The following is a 17860-nucleotide window of genomic DNA, read 5'->3' on the forward strand; positions in this document are numbered from 1 at the left end:
GCCGCGTGCGCCGCCCGATTCGGGCGTTTTGCGTGAAGGAGCGTGCGATGCGCAAGAACATTGTCGTAGGACTGCTGATGACGCTGGCCGTCGCCCTGGCCAGCGGCATGGCCCGGGCCGACGAGCCGAGCCTGCACCAGGTCTACCAGGCCGCCCAGTCGGGCAACCTGTCCCAGGCCCAGTCGATGATGCACGAGGTGCTGCAAGCCCACCCGGGCAGCGGCAAGGCCCATTACGTCGAGGCCGAACTGCTGGCCAAGCAGGGCCAGTTCGACAAGGCGACGGCCGAACTGGCCACGGCGGAACGGCTGGCTCCGGGGCTGCCCTTCGCCAAGCCCGAAGCGGTGCAGAACCTCAAGGGATTGCTCGGCTCGACGAACAAGGCCCGCACGACATCGGCGATGGCGCCGGTCCAATCCATGGTGTCCCCGGCGGCGGGCGGCGCGTCCTTTCCCTGGGGGCTGGTGGCCGGCGGATTCGGCCTGATCGCCTTCATCGTCCTGGCGACTCGCCTGATGGCGAGCCGGGGTGGCCTGGCGCCGAGCGGCGGCTACATCCCCGCCGGCGCCCCCCAACCGGCGGGGGCGGGCACGGGCTATGGCTACGGCCCGGGGGCCGCGCCTTACGGTGCGCCGGGGTATGGCCCGGTCGGCCCGGTAGAACCCGGCCTCGGCTCGCGGATGATGGGCGGCCTGGCCACCGGCGCGGCCCTGGGCGCCGGCGTGGTGGCGGGGGAAGCCCTGATGCACCGCTTCATCGACGGCCGTGAGGGCACCGCACATGAAGGCGCGGTCCGCAATCCGGCCGACATCGGCTCCACCTTCCAGGACACCTATTTCAACGACCTGGGCGGCAACGACTTCGGCGTCAACGACACCTCGTCCTGGGACGATGGCGGGAGCGACGGCGGCAGCGACTGGAACTGACCGGGACTGATCTTTCGGCCTGGTGCAATGCCAGGCCGATTTCAGCGGCGCGAAGAGGCGGGCGCAAGTCCGCCTCTTCGTCATTGCGGTGCTTCCGCTCGCAATGGACGGCCCTTCGGTGGTGGCGGTGGGGCCGATACATGGCTTGCCACTGGTTGCCCGGCCTCCTGGGGCGTGCGATGCTCTTATCATCGCCGCGGCGATGCCTTGGGCATGTCCAGAATGCCGTGGAGCCGGATGTATATCCGGTGCCTGGTGGTTTCGGGGCCGGCATGCGCCGGGGACGACCGCCGCCGGCTCGACGCCGATTCCGCGACTCCTTCCCCTGTTTGCGCCGCCGACTGTCATGGACGCTTTCACCCCCAGCGAACTCAAGACCATCCTGCATTCCAAGCGGGCCAACATCTACTACCTCCAGCATTGCCGGGTGCTGGTGAATGGCGGGCGCGTCGAATACGTGACCGACGAAGGCAAACAGTCGCTGTACTGGAACATCCCCATTGCCAACACCACGACCGTTCTGCTCGGAACCGGCACGTCCATCACCCAGGCGGCCATGCGCGAGCTGGCCAAGGCCGGTGTGCTGGTGGGGTTTTGCGGTGGGGGCGGGACGCCGCTCTACAGCGCCAACGAGGTCGACTTCGACGTGGCCTGGTTCTCGCCGCAAAGCGAGTACCGGCCCACCGAATATCTGCAACACTGGGTGCGCTTCTGGTTCGACGATGCGCGCCGCCTCGATGCCGCCAAGCGCGTGCAGCGGGCGCGGCTTGAGCGCATTCGCGAGCACTGGGGCGGCAGCCGGGCGTTGGCCGACGCCGGGTTTGCCGTGCCCGCCGGGCGGTTCGAATCCGCGCTGGACGAATCGCGCCGCCAGATCGGCCTGGCGGCGGACAACACCGAACTGCTCACCGAAGAGGCCCGCCTGACGAAAAAGCTGTTCCGCTTCGCCTGCGATGCCACCGACTATGGCGATTTCGTCCGGACCCGCAACGGGGCGGGGGCCGATCCGGCCAACCGCTTCCTCGATCACGGCAATTACCTGGCCTACGGTCTCGGCGCCACGGCTGCCTGGGTCCTGGGGTTGCCCCATGGCTTGGCGGTGCTGCACGGCAAGACCCGGCGTGGCGGCCTGGTGTTCGACATCGCCGACCTGGTGAAGGATGCCCTGGTCTTACCTCAAGCCTTCATTTCCGCCATGCGCGGCGACGACGAGCAGGGCTTCCGCGAAGCTTGCATCGACACCCTGGTCCGCGCCGAGGCCCTCGACTTCATGATCGATACGGTCAAGGCCATTGCCCTGGAGGTGGGAGGGGCGGGCCAATGAACGTCCTGCTGGTTTCCCAATGCACCAAGAACGCCCTGGTCCAGACCCGTCGCGTCATCGACCAGTTCGCCGAACGCTGCGGCGAGCGCACCTGGCGGACGGCCATCACCCAGCAAGGGCTGGATACCCTCTACCGCCTCCTGCGCCGGTCGGCGCGCAAGAATACGGCCGTTGCCTGCCACTGGATACGGGGCAAGGACCACAGCGAACTGCTGTGGATCGTCGGCGACGCCCGGCGCTTCAACCTGCGCGGCGCCACGCCCACCAACACCACCCGCCGCGACGTCCTGCGCAGCGGCGATGAAAACGACTGGCACACCGGCGAGGACATCGCCCTCCTGGCCCGCCTGGCGGCCTTGTTCCACGACCTGGGCAAGGCCAGTCTGGCGTTCCAGAAAAAGCTCGTCAGCGCCCAGCCGGTGGCCGACCCGTTTCGCCACGAATGGGTTTCGCTGCGCCTCTTTGCCGCCTTCGTCGGCGAAGACGGCAAGGACGACCGGGCCTGGCTGGAGCGTCTGGCCGATCCCGACATCGACGCCGAGCCGCTCGTCCGCGACTGCTTGAAGGTCGACGATGGGCGCACCCTCGGCCCGTTCCGCACCCTGCATACGCCACTGGCCCGGGCCGTCGGCTGGCTGGTGGTGAGCCATCACCGGCTGCCGACGGCGACGAATCCCGCCTGGGCATTGTCCGCGCGCAATCTGGACAACATTCCCCTCGCCACCACTCACGACTGGTGCGGCAGCCGGGCGGCAAGCGACAAGGATGCGGAGGCGTGCTGGCGCTTCGACAGCCTGCCCCTGACCAGCCGCCACTGGCGCCAGCACGCCGCCATGGTCGCCCAGGCCATCCTGCGCCGGCCGAGGCTGACCGGCGAGCAAGCGGCACGGCTGCTGTCCAGCCCTTACGTCCTGCACCTGTCGCGCCTCGCCCTGATGCTGGCCGACCACTACTATTCGTCCCAGCCCAGCCATGCCCGTTACGGCGATCCACTGAAAAAGGGCGCCAAGGCGCTCTATGCCAATTCTCGGCGTGACGAGGCGGGCAAACCCTACCTCAACCAACGCCTCGACGAGCACCTGATCGGTGTCGAGGTCAATGCCGGCCGCCTGATGCGCGCCCTGCCCCGGTTGGAGTACAGCGTTCCGCGCATCGCCCGCCATATGGGTCTGCGCGCCAGAAGCACGGGGGCCTACCGCTGGCAGAATGCCGCGGCGGACCTGGCCGGGGCCCTGCGCGAACGCAGTGCCACCCAGGGCTTCTTCGGCGTGAACATGGCCTCCACCGGTTGCGGCAAGACTCTGGCCAACGCCCGCATCCTCTATGGTCTGGCAGACCCGGCCCGGGGGACACGCTTCACCGTCGCCCTAGGGTTGCGCACCCTCACCCTGCAAACCGGCGATGCTTACCGGAAGCGGCTCGAATTGGCCGAGGAGGACATGGCCGTCCTGGTCGGGGGCGCCGCCGTGCGCGCGTTGCACGAGCAGGGCAAGGCCGAACCCGGCCCGGCCGGCAGCGGCAGCGAATCGGCATTGGATCTTCTGCCGGAGCACAGCTACGTGCGCTACCGGAGCAGCCTGGAGGATGGCCCCCTCAAGGACTGGCTGTACCCGGAACGCAAGGGCGGCGCGGAAGAAGAGGCGGGGGAGGGCGAGGCCGAGGGCAGCGGGTATGGGGAAGAAGGGCGTGGCGCCAGCACCCGCCGCGCCGCCAGCCGGGGCCGCCAGGCTTCCGCCTTGCTCGATGCGCCGGTGCTGGTCTGCACGGTGGACCACCTCATGCCGGCCTGCGAGAGCACCCGGGGCGGGCACCAGATCCTGCCCATGCTGCGCCTGATGACCTCCGACCTGGTGCTGGACGAACCGGACGACTTCGGCCTCGACGACCTGCCCGCCCTGGCGCGGCTGGTCCATTGGGCCGGCATGCTCGGCAGCCGGGTGCTGTTGTCGTCGGCCACCCTGCCGCCAGCCCTGGTCCAGGGGCTGTTCCTCGCCTACTGTGCCGGCCGCAGGGAATTCCAGCGCAACCGGGGCGAGGCCGGCGAGCGGCTGGCGGTCTGCTGCGCCTGGTTCGACGAATTCGGTACCGACCAGGGCGACCATGGCGACGACGAAGCTACTGGGGCTTTCCTGGCGCGCCACAACGCCTTCGTGGCCCGACGCATCGAACGTCTGGCCAGCGATGGCGAGCCACGGCGCCGGGCCGAACTGGTTCCCTTGAATCTTCCCACACCGACCGCGAATGATGCGGCCCGGCGGCGTGGGGAACTGGGCGCCGGCCTGGCGGAGGTGTTGCGCGACCGGGCGCTGATCATGCACCACCGCCATCACGGCATCGATCCCGGTAGCGGTAAGCGGGTTAGTTTCGGCCTCATCCGCATGGCCAACATCGACCCCCTGTTCGACACGGCGTTGGCCCTCTTCCAGCAGGGGGCTCCTGCCGGCTACCGCATTCACCTGTGCGCCTACCATTCGCGCCATCCCCTGCTGGTGCGCGCCGCCATCGAACGGGAGCTGGACGCCGCCCTGGACCGCCACGACGAGCAGGCCGTGTTCGGCCTGCCCTCGGTACGGCAAGCCCTGGATAGGGGCGAAGAGGGCGACCACCTCTTCATCGTCCTGGCGACCGCCGTCGCCGAAGTGGGGCGCGACCACGACTACGACTGGGCCATCGTCGAACCCTCGTCGATGCGCTCGATCATCCAACTGGCCGGCCGGGTCTGGCGCCACCGCAAGCGCTCCTGCCCGGCCGACGCTCCCAACATCGCCCTGCTCGACAGCAACTTCCGCCACCACATGACGGGTGGAAAAGGGCTGGCCTTCATCCGCCCTGGCTTTGAAGGCGGGGACTTCGCCTTACGCAGCCACCGGCTGGGGGAGGTGCTCATTCCCGAACAATGGGCGGTAGTGGATGCCCGGCCCCGCATCCGTCCCCGGGATGGACTCGATCCCCACGGCAACCTGGCCGATCTGGAGCACGCCCGGCTCATCGACCTGATGCTGGGCGCCAGCCCGGGGAATGCCCAAGTGGCCGACCCGGTGCATTGGTGGTGGAACACCCCTGCCCATCTGAGCGGCGCGTTGCAACGCCAGCAGCCGTTTCGCCGGCAGATTCAGCAGCACTGTTGCTTCGCCCTGCTGCCGGACGAGGACGGCGCCCAGGTTGGCTTCTGGCAACTGCACAAGCCCCCCGCCATGGAGCCGAGTCCGGAATCCAGCCGCCTACGCCAGCTGGACGAGGGGCTGGCCCAGGGGCCGGGCATCGCCTCCTGGGCCGTGCCCGCCTACCTGCCGGCCCTGCTCGACCTGGCCGATGCCATGGGCCTGGAACCCCTCGACTGCGCGCGCCGCTTCGGCACCCTCGACCTGCCTGAGGGCGAGGAGGCCCCGCAGCTCTGGCGCTATCACCCGATGCTGGGGTTCAGCCGAGCGTGGAAATGAAAACGCAGAAGCCTATGGCTTCTGCGTTTGCTGCCTGTCCGGCAGTGAAGGGATTTCCCTGAAAGAAATAACTACTTCTGAGCTGCTTGAATCCAGCAGTGGCCCGGATTGTCGCACCGGTATGCATGAATTGGGCTGTTTCTAAAAAAGACTTGCACTTTATGCAGTCATGCTAGTACTCTAGACGAAAAATAAATACCTTTTTATAATTTTCCAAATAGAAATAACTAGGTTAAATTTTTTGGTGCAGAAAGACGACGAGGTGGAAAGACGACGAGGTGATCAGACCTCGTCGTCGGGTGAAGCCAACTACTCGTTGAGAACGAGGAGCCAAGCCGCAGGGCCAGATGCGGCAGAAAGGGAGGAACTGGTGTCTAGCACGTACCCAACCTTAATAGCCTGAAAGCCGGCCCCGGAGCTTTTGCTCCGGGGCCGATTTTATCCCTACCGTCCCCCTACTAGGAAGGAGTACATAGTGGCTTCGACCGTAACGGTTATGGACGATGTGGCGCGCATTCAGCGAGCCATCATCGATTTTTTGCAGGATCGCCTCCAGCCCAAGCTGGACAAGCTCAAGGCCGGGGATGACGAGACCCGGCAGCGGCTCATCGACGAGCATCGCCCGGCCGCGTGGCTGGCCGATGCGGTGCGCCGGGTGGGGCAGATTCAACTGGTGTCCCACGCCGTCAAGTTCACCCACCCCTCGGCGGATGGGTCGAGCCTGGCCAGCCGGGGCAATCCGGCGGCGCCGCCGCTGGAACTCGGCACCCATACTCTGGGCGACGACTGGGCGCCGGACGTGGTCGGCAACGCGGCGGCCCTCGACGTCTACAAGTTCCTGCGCCTGAAGGTGGATGGCCGCACATTGCTGGAGCGCGCCGAGGCCGGCGACCCGGCCCTGGCTGCGGCCCTTTCCGACGACCCGGCCCAGGCCGGTGAATGGCTGTCGGCTTTTGCCGGCCTGGGCCGTTCCCGCGGGCGGCCCGCCTCCCACAAGCTGGCCCGGCAGATCTACTGGCCGGTGGGGGAGGGGCAATACCATCTGCTGGCCCCGCTGTTCTCGTCGTCACTGGCCCATGCGGCCTACCGGCGCATCAACGACGACCTGTTCTCCGACGGCGCCAAGGCAGCCCGGGAGGCCCGGCGCGCCGGCAAGCACAGCGAGCGGGGGTTCCGGGACTATCCCCGGCTGGCCATCCAGAGCTTCGGCGGTTCCAAACCCCAGAACATCAGCCAACTCAACAGCGAGCGCCGGGGCGAGAACTACCTGCTGCCGTCCCTGCCGCCCGTGTGGAAATCGGCGGAGGTGAAGCCGCCCCTGGGTTGCGACACGGTCTTCATGGCCCGGCGCCAGTTCGGCGCACGGCCCGAAGTCCGGCGGCTGGCCGTGGTTCTGCGCGATTTCCTGGTCAGCGTGCGCAATGCCCCCAGCAATGTCCGCATTCGCGCCACCCGGGAGCAACTGGTGGCGGACCTGGTCGATCAGGTTCTGCAAATGGCCGCCGAACTGCGCACCCTGGAACCGGGCTGGAGCGTCGGCGAAGGCTGCCGGCTCAACTTGGACGAGCAATGCTGGCTCGATCCACTGCACCACCGCGATGACGAAGCCAGCCAGGCCCATTACCTCGGTGGGGCGTGGAAGGACGAGGTGTGCCGCCGCTTCGCCGCATGGCTGAATGGCCGGCTGCAAACCGACAAGACCGGCTTTGGCGACGACGAGGCCCTGGAATGGCGGCGGGTGCTGGACCGGGAGCTGAACCTGCTGAAGGAGAACCTGGGCGATGAATGACCGCAACCCTTTCCGCCCCTCCGGTCCGGTCGGCGTGCTGCTCCTGCCCCGGTTGCGGGTGCAGAACGCCAATGCCGTTTCCGGGCCCCTGACCTGGGGCTTTCCCGCGCCCAGCGCCTTTCTCGGCTTCGCCCATGCCCTCGAACGGCGGCTGGCGGCAAGTCACGGCGTGGCGTTCGAAGGCGTGGGCATCGTCTGCCACGGCTTCGATCCCCAGGTGTTCACCCCAAACCGCCGCCGGCATCTGGTGTTCACCCAGAGCCGCAATCCGGTGTACCTCAAGCGCGATGCGGCCAAGTTCGTCGCTGATGGCACGCCGCCCGCCATTGTCGAGGAGGGCAAGGCCCACCTGGAGGTGAGCCTGGTCCTCGGGGTGCGGCAGCACGGCTTCATCGAAGCCCTCGAAGGCCAGATGTTTGCCGAAGCGGCGGGCCAGGCCGCCCTGGGCATGCGCCTGGCCGGGGGCAGCATCCTGCCCGCCAAGCCGAGGTGGCAGGCACACTGGCTGGATTGGCCCGAATCCCGGAACGAGCAGTGCCGCGCCTTTGCCAGGTTGCGCCGCCGGCTCTTGCCGGGCTTCGCCTTGGTCCATCGCCCCGACCTGCTGGCCGAACGGCTGGCGGCGTTGCAGGCCGAGGCGCCCGGAGCCGGTCTGCTCGATGCCTTGCTCCACCTCAGCGGCCTCAACCATGCGCCCGTTCCGCCCGTGGAGACGGCCCCGCCGGTTCCGGTGGCCGAGGGTGAAGCTGCTGCCGGCCCCGGGCCGCAGGCGGTTAAAGAGGTTACCAAGGACGCCACCAAAGAGGCCACCAAGGTCGCTTGGGACGTTGAGAGACGGCCCGGCTGGCTGGTGCCTCTGCCGGTCGGCTACGCGGGTCTGTCGCCGCTCCACGGGCCGGGCGAGGTCGGCGGCGCCCGGGACGATGCCACCCCGCTGCGCTTCGTCGAAAGCCTCTATTCGCTTGGGCAGTGGCTCGGGCCGCACCGCCTCGGCTGCCTGGAGCAATTGTTGTGGCACAGCACCGCCGATCCGCTCGCCGGGTTGTACCGCTGCACCAACCATTACGTTGATCACGTCGATACCCTCGCCGGCGCCGGCGAAACCACCATGCAAGGAGCCTGACCATGGCCAAGAACGAACTCACCACCGCCTCCGTCCTCGCCTTTGAACGCAAGCTCGACCCTTCCGACGCGCTGTTTGCCGCCGGCCGCTGGGCGGATCGCACCGCCGACGGGCAGTGGTCGGCCGTCGCCCTGCGCGAAAAATCCGTGCGCGGCACCATCTCGAACCGGCTCAAGACCAAGGGGGCCGACGCCGCCAAGCTCGACGCCGCCATCGAAAACCCCAACCTGCAAACGGTGGACGTGGCGGCCCTGCCCAACGACGCCGACACCCTGCGCGTGCGCTTCACCTTGCGCGTGCTGGGCGGCGCCGGCCAGCCGTCGGCCTGCAACAACGCCGCCTACCGAACCAAGCTGCAAGCCACGGTGCAAAGCTACGTGGACGAGATCGGCTTTGCCGAGTTGGCGCGCCGCTACGCCATCAACCTGGCCAATGGCCGCTTCCTGTGGCGCAACCGGGTCGGTGCCGAACAGGTCGAGGTCGTGGTGCGCCATCTGGTGGGCGGCGAGGCCAGTCACACCTGGCGTTTCGACGCCATGGCCTTCAGCCTGCGCAACTTCGACGTGCCGGCCGCTTCGGCCAAGGACTTGGCGCAGTTGGCCAGCACCATCGCCCAGGGCCTGGCGGGCCGGGACCACGTTCTGCTCGAAGTGGTGGCCTACGCCCGGGTCGGCGACGGCCAGGAGGTCTATCCCTCCCAGGAGCTGGTGCTGGACAAGGGCGACAAGCGCGGCCAGAAGAGCAAGGTGCTGTACGCGGTGAACGAGGTGGCCGCCCTGCACAGCCAGAAGGTCGGCAATGCCCTGCGCACCGTCGACACCTGGTACCCGGACGAGGACGGCGATGGCCTGGGCCCCATCGCGGTCGAGCCCTACGGCTCCGTCACCAGCCAGGGCAAGGCCTACCGGCAGCCGCGCAAGGGGGACTTCTACACTCTGCTCGACGGCTGGGTGCTCAAGGACCAGGTGCCGGACGAAGGTGGCCGGCACTTCGTCATGGCCACCCTGATCCGGGGCGGCGTGTTCGGCGACAGCGACAAGGAATGAGGCCCGCGCCATGGACGCCTATGTCGACCTCCGTCTTTTGCCCGACCCGGAATTCCCCCAGCCGTTGCTGATGAATGCCCTGTTCGCCAAGTTCCACCGTGGTTTGGTGGCCCATGGCGAAGGGCGCATTGGCATCAGTTTCCCCGAGGTGGATGCCCGGCGCCCCAGTCTGGGGGGCTGCCTGCGGCTGCACGGCGGTGCCGGCGAGTTGTCGGCCTTCCTGGGCAGCGGCTGGCTGGCCGGCATGGCCGATCACCTGGCGGTGGGGCAGGTTGCCCCGATTCCCCCGGGGGCCGGGCACTGCCTCGTCCGCCGGGTCCAGGCCAAAAGCAGCCCGGAGCGCCTGCGGCGGCGGCTGATGCGGCGCAAGGGCATCGGTGAGGCCGAAGCCGCCCAGGCCATTCCCGATGCCAGCGCCAGGCGGCTCGACCTGCCTTACCTGACGCTGCGCAGCGCCAGCACCGGCCAGCAGTTCCGCCTGTTCATCGAGCACCTGCCTGACCAGGCCGGCGCCAGCCCGGGCGCCTTCAGCGCCTACGGCCTCAGCCCGACCGCCACACTGCCCTGGTTCTAACCCTTTTTCTCGCCCCTTTGCCATCTCCTTGTTTTTAAAGGAAGTGGAGAAGGGGCGTTATTTTTGGGTCAAGCCAGGAGAAAATGTTGGAGTTCCTTGCCAGGCAAGGGGCTGGGGTAATGTTGTGGCTACTTCACTGCCGTATAGGCAGCTCAGAAAACGGTGCCCACCAGGGGCTTGCGGAACAGCAGCTTCACTGCCGTATAGGCAGCTCAGAAAAAACGGAACCTACCGCCGGGGCCTGCGGGCAGCTTCACTGCCGTATAGGCAGCTCAGAAATCTTCGTGCTCATCTTCGGCGGCCCCTTTCGGCTTCACTGCCGTATAGGCAGCTCAGAAATAAGTGAATCAGATATTTGCAACACTCCTGATCTTCACTGCCGTATAGGCAGCTCAGAAATGGTGACCTGGAAGGCGAAATCTTGGAAGGGACTTCACTGCCGTATAGGCAGCTCAGAAACACTACGCCACCACCGCCTCTTCGGACGAATTCTTCACTGCCGTATAGGCAGCTCAGAAATGGTACTCGCCGGGGAAGCTGGGCATTGAACCCTTCACTGCCGTATAGGCAGCTCAGAAATATGCCAAAAGTCATATTGACATGCTGAACAACTTCACTGCCGTATAGGCAGCTCAGAAATTGATGTTCCACGCCGCGCCCAGCAGGGCCACCTTCACTGCCGTATAGGCAGCTCAGAAAAGGAAGGGAACCGTCGCCGGCATCCTGGCGTTCTTCACTGCCGTATAGGCAGCTCAGAAATTCACCGGCCAGATTCCCCTCGTTGTATTTAGCTTCACTGCCGTATAGGCAGCTCAGAAAGCACTTGAGTGGCTCGACGAACCGCATGAAGAACTTCACTGCCGTATAGGCAGCTCAGAAATGATTCGAGGCACAGACAATGCACGCCACCCGCTTCACTGCCGTATAGGCAGCTCAGAAAGCCAGGCGCAACTTCGAGGTGAAGCGGAATTTCTTCACTGCCGTATAGGCAGCTCAGAAACTGGCCTCGCCGAAGCTGGGGTGGACCATTGACTTCACTGCCGTATAGGCAGCTCAGAAATGGCACGCAAGAGAAAAGTCCGCCAAAACTCCCCTTCACTGCCGTATAGGCAGCTCAGAAAGGGTGGTGGCCTGATCCCTTCCGATCACATATCTTCACTGCCGTATAGGCAGCTCAGAAATGGTCAATCAGTTCTGCGGGGGTCATAGGGCGCTTCACTGCCGTATAGGCAGCTCAGAAATGCAGGCCGCGGCGCTGCATGCCGAGGCCCAGCTTCACTGCCGTATAGGCAGCTCAGAAAATCTGGTCCGGTAACGGTCTTCGGCTTGTTCCCTTCACTGCCGTATAGGCAGCTCAGAAAACTTGGCGAAAAGCTCCAATCCTTCTTGACTTCTTCACTGCCGTATAGGCAGCTCAGAAATAAAGAGCATTGGCTTGCATTGGACAATGGACCTTCACTGCCGTATAGGCAGCTCAGAAATCTTCGGCGGTGAAATCGACGGTCTGGCCCTGCTTCACTGCCGTATAGGCAGCTCAGAAATGTAGGACTTGTGTCCGAGGAACTGCTGGACACTTCACTGCCGTATAGGCAGCTCAGAAAGTCCCGGCGAACCAGGGCTGTCCGTCGATTTCCCTTCACTGCCGTATAGGCAGCTCAGAAAACGCCCTTTTGCTCAAAATTTGAGCAGAGCGCTTCACTGCCGTATAGGCAGCTCAGAAACAGTACTGCGCCGACAACGGAATCGTGCGCCACCTTCACTGCCGTATAGGCAGCTCAGAAATGGAAGAAGATAGCGCCGCACTGGCCGAACAACTTCACTGCCGTATAGGCAGCTCAGAAAAAAGGCAACCTGGACCTGGAGGCTGTGAAGAACTTCACTGCCGTATAGGCAGCTCAGAAAAATTCGGCGGCGGTGAAGCCCAGCTCCATGACCTTCACTGCCGTATAGGCAGCTCAGAAATGAAAGCCTTTGAGGCTTCCAATGTGACGGAACTTCACTGCCGTATAGGCAGCTCAGAAATGCTCAACGACCTGCAGGAGGCCGTGGCCAAGCTTCACTGCCGTATAGGCAGCTCAGAAAAACCGCTTCGCAGAACTGACCAGCGGCGCGTTCTTCACTGCCGTATAGGCAGCTCAGAAAACAAACGCGCTGTGCTGCGTTTTTTCATACCGCTTCACTGCCGTATAGGCAGCTCAGAAAAAGTACCTGCACAAGTGTTTCGATGAGCTTGAACTTCACTGCCGTATAGGCAGCTCAGAAAAGGTGGCGTCGTCGTTGTCGCTGGGGAGCAGGCTTCACTGCCGTATAGGCAGCTCAGAAAGCAAGACCGGCGCGCTCCGCGCGCGTGCCGTCCTTCACTGCCGTATAGGCAGCTCAGAAAATGTCTTGGCCGCAACAACGCCAGCGCCAACCCTTCACTGCCGTATAGGCAGCTCAGAAAATCGGCAGCCACAATGCGCCCTGAATAGCCCCCTTCACTGCCGTATAGGCAGCTCAGAAAGTCGCCGCCATCCTGGCGTTGACCTGTTTCGCCTTCACTGCCGTATAGGCAGCTCAGAAAACGGAGCCGCTGGCCGCCCGCTGGTCTGTTTTCTTCACTGCCGTATAGGCAGCTCAGAAATGGCAGCGGCAATCATCAAAGCGGCAGGCCATCTTCACTGCCGTATAGGCAGCTCAGAAAACCGCCTGTCTTAACGATGGCGGAGCAGTTGTCTTCACTGCCGTATAGGCAGCTCAGAAATTAAATTCAGGCTTTGGCCGTGGGTTTGTATCCTTCACTGCCGTATAGGCAGCTCAGAAAAACTGGAATAAAACAATGAAACCCCGAACCCGCTTCACTGCCGTATAGGCAGCTCAGAAATTGCCGAAACCCAGAAAGAGGCGGGGCTTGAGCTTCACTGCCGTATAGGCAGCTCAGAAAATGATGCTGGCGATGATGCCTTCCAGATAGGTTCTTCACTGCCGTATAGGCAGCTCAGAAAGAAGAGCAATGGTCGATCATTGATCCGACGATCTTCACTGCCGTATAGGCAGCTCAGAAAGGTTCCGAATTCCTTTTCTATGGTATCGCTCGCTTCACTGCCGTATAGGCAGCTCAGAAAAGAACGACTTGAAGGCCCTGGGGTGGCTGGTGCTTCACTGCCGTATAGGCAGCTCAGAAAAGGGAAAGACGCCGATCCCGACGGAGCGCTGGCTTCACTGCCGTATAGGCAGCTCAGAAAAGGCGCATCCGGCGGGCGTCAGGCAAGGCGGCCTTCACTGCCGTATAGGCAGCTCAGAAAGGCTGAAACCTTTCCTTCCTATAGACCCTCCCCTTCACTGCCGTATAGGCAGCTCAGAAAATTGAGGCGTAGCTCTTGCCGGCACGGGGAAGCTTCACTGCCGTATAGGCAGCTCAGAAAACCCCGAGGTCGAGTGGGATTCGTCCCTGCTCCTTCACTGCCGTATAGGCAGCTCAGAAAATCATCAAGACCCCCGCCCCGGATTCTTTCAGCTTCACTGCCGTATAGGCAGCTCAGAAAAGTCCGAAACCACGGCCACGGAGACGCCGGGCCTTCACTGCCGTATAGGCAGCTCAGAAATGTTCGCGTGGAACCAGGCGATGCCCTATTGGCTTCACTGCCGTATAGGCAGCTCAGAAATCTTTCAGTTCTGGATCGAGGCCGGGGCATACCTTCACTGCCGTATAGGCAGCTCAGAAAGCTCGATGATCGGGCCGCCCTGAGTCCAGTTGCTTCACTGCCGTATAGGCAGCTCAGAAATCGACAGCGCCGCGGGCGAGCAGCAAATCCTCCTTCACTGCCGTATAGGCAGCTCAGAAAATCTTGTTCGTGTTCGGCAGATAGTCCTTGTTCTTCACTGCCGTATAGGCAGCTCAGAAAACCTAGGAAAAGCCATGCAACTGACAGCTGAACTTCACTGCCGTATAGGCAGCTCAGAAAGTACCGAACGCGAGGCCGTGCCAATGGCCATCCTTCACTGCCGTATAGGCAGCTCAGAAAAACGGGAGTGACCGTTACGCCGTAACGGCATGCTTCACTGCCGTATAGGCAGCTCAGAAAAGTGGTCGATCTGGGACTTGAACTTCCGCCCGCTTCACTGCCGTATAGGCAGCTCAGAAAGACAACGGAATCGTGCGCCACGAAGTGTCCTTCTTCACTGCCGTATAGGCAGCTCAGAAACCGATGCGCATCCGGCTGACCCTGGACGACAATCTTCACTGCCGTATAGGCCGCTCAGAAATGCACCGCCTCCCAAGCCTGCTGAGAAGAACCCTTCACTGCCGTATAGGCAGCTCAGAAAATCAAGGAGCAAGGCCATGATCCGCCTCTACGCTTCACTGCCGTATAGGCAGCTCAGAAATGGGCAGCGCGGCGAACACGTCACCGCTCTCCCTTCACTGCCGTATAGGCAGCTCAGAAAAAGTCCAAGCTGCCGGACGGCGAACCGGACGACTTCACTGCCGTATAGGCAGCTCAGAAAAAGATACCGCCCAGCAGTCCAGCCCCAAGACCCTTCACTGCCGTATAGGCAGCTCAGAAAAATGAATCAAGCACTTGCGCAATAACTTCCTTCTTCACTGCCGTATAGGCAGCTCAGAAATGGGCAAGCTGGCCATCAAGAGCCTGTCCCGCCTTCACCGCCGTATAGGCAGCTCAGAAAAGCCGCAATCCGAAAGCCGCATCCGGATCGTGCTTCACTGCCGTATAGGCAGCTCAGAAAATGCCACGGTCGGCCGCCGCGCCGGCAAGGTCCTTCACTGCCGTATAGGCAGCTCAGAAAAGCGAGAGCCGAAACCTAGTACGCCAATCCGCCTTCACTGCCGTATAGGCAGCTCAGAAAAGGTCGCCCGACCGCACCGGCCTGGTGGTGGACTTCACTGCCGTACAGGCAGCTAATAAGCCGAAAAAATAAACAACTCAATGCACCACATCGCACAGTCGTTCTTGCGGACCTGTCGCTGTGTGTAGTTTTGCCGTACCACGAAGCCCGATCTCCACCACCATCCCGCCACCATCCCCGGCGCTGGCCTGCAAGTTGCCGCCATGGGCTTCGACGATGCGTCTGGCGAAGTAGTAGCCCAAGCCGCTGCCTTTCTTGCCCAGCGACGAGTCGGCGCGGTAGTAGGGGGTTCCCAGCATCGCCAAATCCTCGTCGTTCAGGGATGGGCCCCGGTCGGCGATCCTGATGCGCAGTTCTCCGGCGCTTACTGTTGCCGCGATTTCCACGGCGGTGTCGGGTGGCGAATAGCGCAGGGCGTTGTCCATCAGATTGCCCACGGCCATGCCCAGCAGGGTGGGGTCGAGGCTAAACGCTGCGTCGGAGGGTTCGACCGTCAGCACGACCCGCTTGCCGGCATCCTCGCCCAGCATGCGCACCGCCTCTTCGAGCAGGGGGCGGATGGGGCAATGCGTGCGGGAGAGGGCCAAGCCGCCGTGGTCGAGGGCTTCCGTCAGCAGGAAGTTGTCCACCAGCCCGGAAAGGGTGGCGACGTTGCCGCGTATCTGCGCCAGGCGCCGGCTTTCTCCGGCCGCCAGTTCCGGCGTCTTGATCCCGATCATCTGGGCCGAACGGTCGATGGCGGCGAGGGGATTGCGGAATTCGTGGGAGAGCATGGCGACGAAGCGCCGCTGTTCCTCGGTCCGTTGCGTGGCGAGGGTGGCCTTCTGCTCGGCCATGGCCTTGTCACGCGGCACCTGGCGCAGGCGCAGCGCCAGGCCGCAACTCATCACCAGCACATGAACCAGGGGGGCCATCTGGTAGAGGGCCACCACGTTCTGGGGCAGCATCCCCAGGTTGGCGGCGGTGTTCACCCCGGTGCCCAGCGCCGGAATGATGAAGGCGACGAAATACACCATCAGTTCGACCCGGCGGGTGCGCCACCAGGCGATCAGCACCAGGGCCATGCCGATGAGGAAATTGAGGCTGTTCAGGTAATTCGCCAGCTTCACGACCACCAGCAGCGCCGAGGTCACCAGAAAGGGCATCAGCGCGAAGGGCAGCAGGGCGAGGTTGAGGACGATGGTGAACCGATACAGGCGGTGGATGCGCGGATAGGCCTGTTTCAGCTCCAGCAGCCGGCTCCACATGAGCACGATGGCGATCGCCCCGCCCAGCCAGCCGATGCGCGGGAACACATCGACGAGCCAGGGCGCGTCGAGGGCGAACAGCACCGGCAGGTAGCCGGTGACGCCCAGGTTGAACAGCACCTGGGAGGCGATATAGCCGGCATAGGCGGCCATGACGACGTCGCGAAGCCACGCGCCGAGTATCGAATAGAGCAGCACTGCGATCAGCAGGATGCCGAAGTACAACCCGCCGTGAAAATTGCTGCGGGTTTCGTTGGCGACGAAAACGCCGGGCTGCCAGAGTTCGGCGGTGACGTTGATGGCGTTGTGCGTGCGCACGCGGAAATAGACGTCGGTGTGCCCGGAGGCGTCGACGGGCACGGCGAACAGGCGGGTCTGGTACGGGCGATCCCCGTAAGGCCGGTGATAGCCGAGGGCGTACTGTGCAAAGCCTCCCTCCGGTTTTTCCACCCAGATGTCTACTTCCTCCAGCTCGGGAATGCCGATGGTCAGCACCCAGCGCGCAGGCGCGGCCGAGGCCTGGTTGCTGAGTTCGAAACGGAACCAGTGGGCGGCCGTGTCGTAGCCCAGGCTGCGGAATTCGGGGAGGAGGGTGAAGCGCTGTTGGCGAACCGCCTCGAAGGACAGGGCATTGGCGGCATCGGCAAAATGCTCCAGCCGGCCTTCCAGGGAGGCATGCCGCGTATCCGCCGTTAGCACCAGGGGGGCGGCCTGGCTTGCCCCGGCCATCACGATCAGCACGATCAGCACGATGGCCGCAAGCAGGCGCCGCATCACGCGCTGACCTCGCAGTCGCCGATGAAGGTGTAGCCCTGGCCGTAACTCGGACGCACGGGAAATTCGATGCCGCAGGCCTGCTGGACCTTGCGCCGCAGCCGGCTCGCGGCATTGTCTAGGTTGCGCAGGTTCGAGAGGGTATCCTGCTTGCCCAGGGCGGCCAGCAGCCTCTCCCGTTCCACCACCTCGCCGGGCCGGTCGAACAGGGTGGTAAGAAAGATGCGCTCGGTGTGGGTCAAGGGAACGATGAGGCCGTTGGGGGTTTCCAGGGACCACTGCCGTTCGCGCAGATGCCAGCGGTTCGCCTCGTCAGCCTGCCCGGCGGCTGGCTGCGCCGTACCTGCCATGTTCAGCCGGCGCAGCACGCTGAGGCAGGTGGCCTCTATCACCTCCAGGGGGCTGCGCTTCGAGAGATAGGCGTCCGCCCCCGCCCACAACCCGGTCACCTGGTCGGCGGCGGCGTCCAGGGCCGTCAGTATCACGATGCCGGCGGTGTCCTGGGCGCGCACGCGGCGCACCACTTCCAGGCCGCTGGCGCCGGGCAGGGCGATATCCAGCAACAGCAGGTCGAAATGCACCAAGGGCCAGACCTGGAAGAAGTCCTCGGCGCTCCCGAAGCCGCGGGCGGTCATGCCGCGCAATTGCAAAAACTCCACCAGATCAGCGCACAACCCGGGGTCGTCCTCGACTACGGCGACGAGGGAAGGGGGAGGGGACGGCTTCATCTGAACCGGCATAAAAGAATGGAGAACCGGCCAAGTTTAGCGGC

The 17860-nt window shown here is 64.1% G+C and carries 9 protein-coding genes and 1 CRISPR repeat array; of the genes, 7 read left to right on the forward strand and 2 right to left on the reverse strand.

The window, feature by feature from the left end; genetic code table 11:
* Positions 1 to 47: 47 nt before the first annotated feature.
* From LWW89_RS09495 to cas6f, 7 genes are all read left to right on the forward strand, one after another.
* The gene (locus LWW89_RS09495) at positions 48 to 926 is read left to right on the forward strand and encodes a tetratricopeptide repeat protein (protein ID WP_293263739.1); all 879 of its coding nucleotides are present in this window, start codon (positions 48 to 50) and stop codon (positions 924 to 926) included.
* A gap of 346 nt (positions 927 to 1272) precedes the next feature.
* Positions 1273 to 2250, forward strand: a complete 978-nt coding sequence (gene cas1f / locus LWW89_RS09500) for a type I-F CRISPR-associated endonuclease Cas1f (RefSeq protein WP_293263740.1) — start codon at positions 1273 to 1275, stop codon at positions 2248 to 2250.
* Positions 2247 to 5690: a type I-F CRISPR-associated helicase Cas3f gene (gene cas3f / locus LWW89_RS09505; RefSeq protein WP_293263741.1), complete on the forward strand. Its 3444-nt coding sequence runs from the start codon at positions 2247 to 2249 to the stop codon at positions 5688 to 5690. Before cas1f ends, cas3f begins: the two co-directional genes overlap by 4 nt.
* A 475-nt stretch (positions 5691 to 6165) precedes the next feature.
* Positions 6166 to 7479, forward strand: coding sequence for a type I-F CRISPR-associated protein Csy1 (gene csy1, locus LWW89_RS09510; RefSeq protein ID WP_293263742.1), 1314 nt, complete (start codon positions 6166 to 6168; stop codon positions 7477 to 7479).
* Positions 7472 to 8602, forward strand: a complete 1131-nt coding sequence (gene csy2, locus LWW89_RS09515; RefSeq protein ID WP_293263743.1) for a type I-F CRISPR-associated protein Csy2 — start codon at positions 7472 to 7474, stop codon at positions 8600 to 8602. The genes csy1 and csy2 overlap by 8 nt, the downstream gene beginning before the upstream one ends.
* Positions 8603 to 8604: 2 nt before the next feature.
* On the forward strand, positions 8605 to 9648 hold the full coding sequence (gene csy3 / locus LWW89_RS09520) for a type I-F CRISPR-associated protein Csy3 (RefSeq protein WP_293263744.1): 1044 nt from the start codon (positions 8605 to 8607) through the stop codon (positions 9646 to 9648).
* Positions 9649 to 9658: 10 nt separating this feature from the next.
* Positions 9659 to 10222, forward strand: a complete 564-nt coding sequence (cas6f, locus tag LWW89_RS09525; RefSeq protein WP_293263745.1) for a type I-F CRISPR-associated endoribonuclease Cas6/Csy4 — start codon at positions 9659 to 9661, stop codon at positions 10220 to 10222.
* Between the two features lie 131 nt (positions 10223 to 10353).
* Positions 10354 to 15127: a CRISPR direct-repeat array (repeat unit 28 nt; unit sequence CTTCACTGCCGTATAGGCAGCTCAGAAA).
* Positions 15128 to 15144: 17 nt separating this feature from the next.
* On the opposite strand, the gene LWW89_RS09530 is transcribed toward cas6f, so the two are convergent.
* Together LWW89_RS09530 and LWW89_RS09535 are read right to left on the reverse strand one after the other, a co-directional pair.
* Positions 15145 to 17088 carry a sensor histidine kinase gene (locus tag LWW89_RS09530; RefSeq protein ID WP_293263746.1) on the reverse strand — a complete coding sequence of 648 codons (1944 nt, stop codon included), beginning with the start codon at positions 17086 to 17088 and terminating at the stop codon, positions 15145 to 15147.
* Positions 17088 to 17816 carry a response regulator transcription factor gene (locus tag LWW89_RS09535; RefSeq protein ID WP_293263747.1) on the reverse strand — a complete coding sequence of 243 codons (729 nt, stop codon included), beginning with the start codon at positions 17814 to 17816 and terminating at the stop codon, positions 17088 to 17090. The genes LWW89_RS09530 and LWW89_RS09535 overlap by 1 nt, the downstream gene beginning before the upstream one ends.
* Positions 17817 to 17860 lie beyond the last annotated feature (44 nt).

The sequence above is a fragment of the Oryzomicrobium sp. genome (assembly GCF_021287045.1).
GTDB lineage: Bacteria > Pseudomonadota > Gammaproteobacteria > Burkholderiales > Rhodocyclaceae > Oryzomicrobium.

Bases quoted from the DNA above. Each gene is read 5' to 3' on its own strand.
- LWW89_RS09495 (WP_293263739.1), top strand. From the start codon at position 48: ATGCGCAAGAACATTGTCGTAGGACTGCTGATGACGCTGGCCGTCGCC.
- cas1f (WP_293263740.1), top strand. From the start codon at position 1,273: ATGGACGCTTTCACCCCCAGCGAACTCAAGACCATCCTGCATTCCAAG.
- cas3f (WP_293263741.1), top strand. From the start codon at position 2,247: ATGAACGTCCTGCTGGTTTCCCAATGCACCAAGAACGCCCTGGTCCAG.
- csy2 (WP_293263743.1), top strand. From the start codon at position 7,472: ATGAATGACCGCAACCCTTTCCGCCCCTCCGGTCCGGTCGGCGTGCTG.
- csy3 (WP_293263744.1), top strand. From the start codon at position 8,605: ATGGCCAAGAACGAACTCACCACCGCCTCCGTCCTCGCCTTTGAACGC.
- cas6f (WP_293263745.1), top strand. From the start codon at position 9,659: ATGGACGCCTATGTCGACCTCCGTCTTTTGCCCGACCCGGAATTCCCC.
- LWW89_RS09530 (WP_293263746.1), bottom strand. From the start codon at position 17,088: ATGCGGCGCCTGCTTGCGGCCATCGTGCTGATCGTGCTGATCGTGATG.
- LWW89_RS09535 (WP_293263747.1), bottom strand. From the start codon at position 17,816: ATGAAGCCGTCCCCTCCCCCTTCCCTCGTCGCCGTAGTCGAGGACGAC.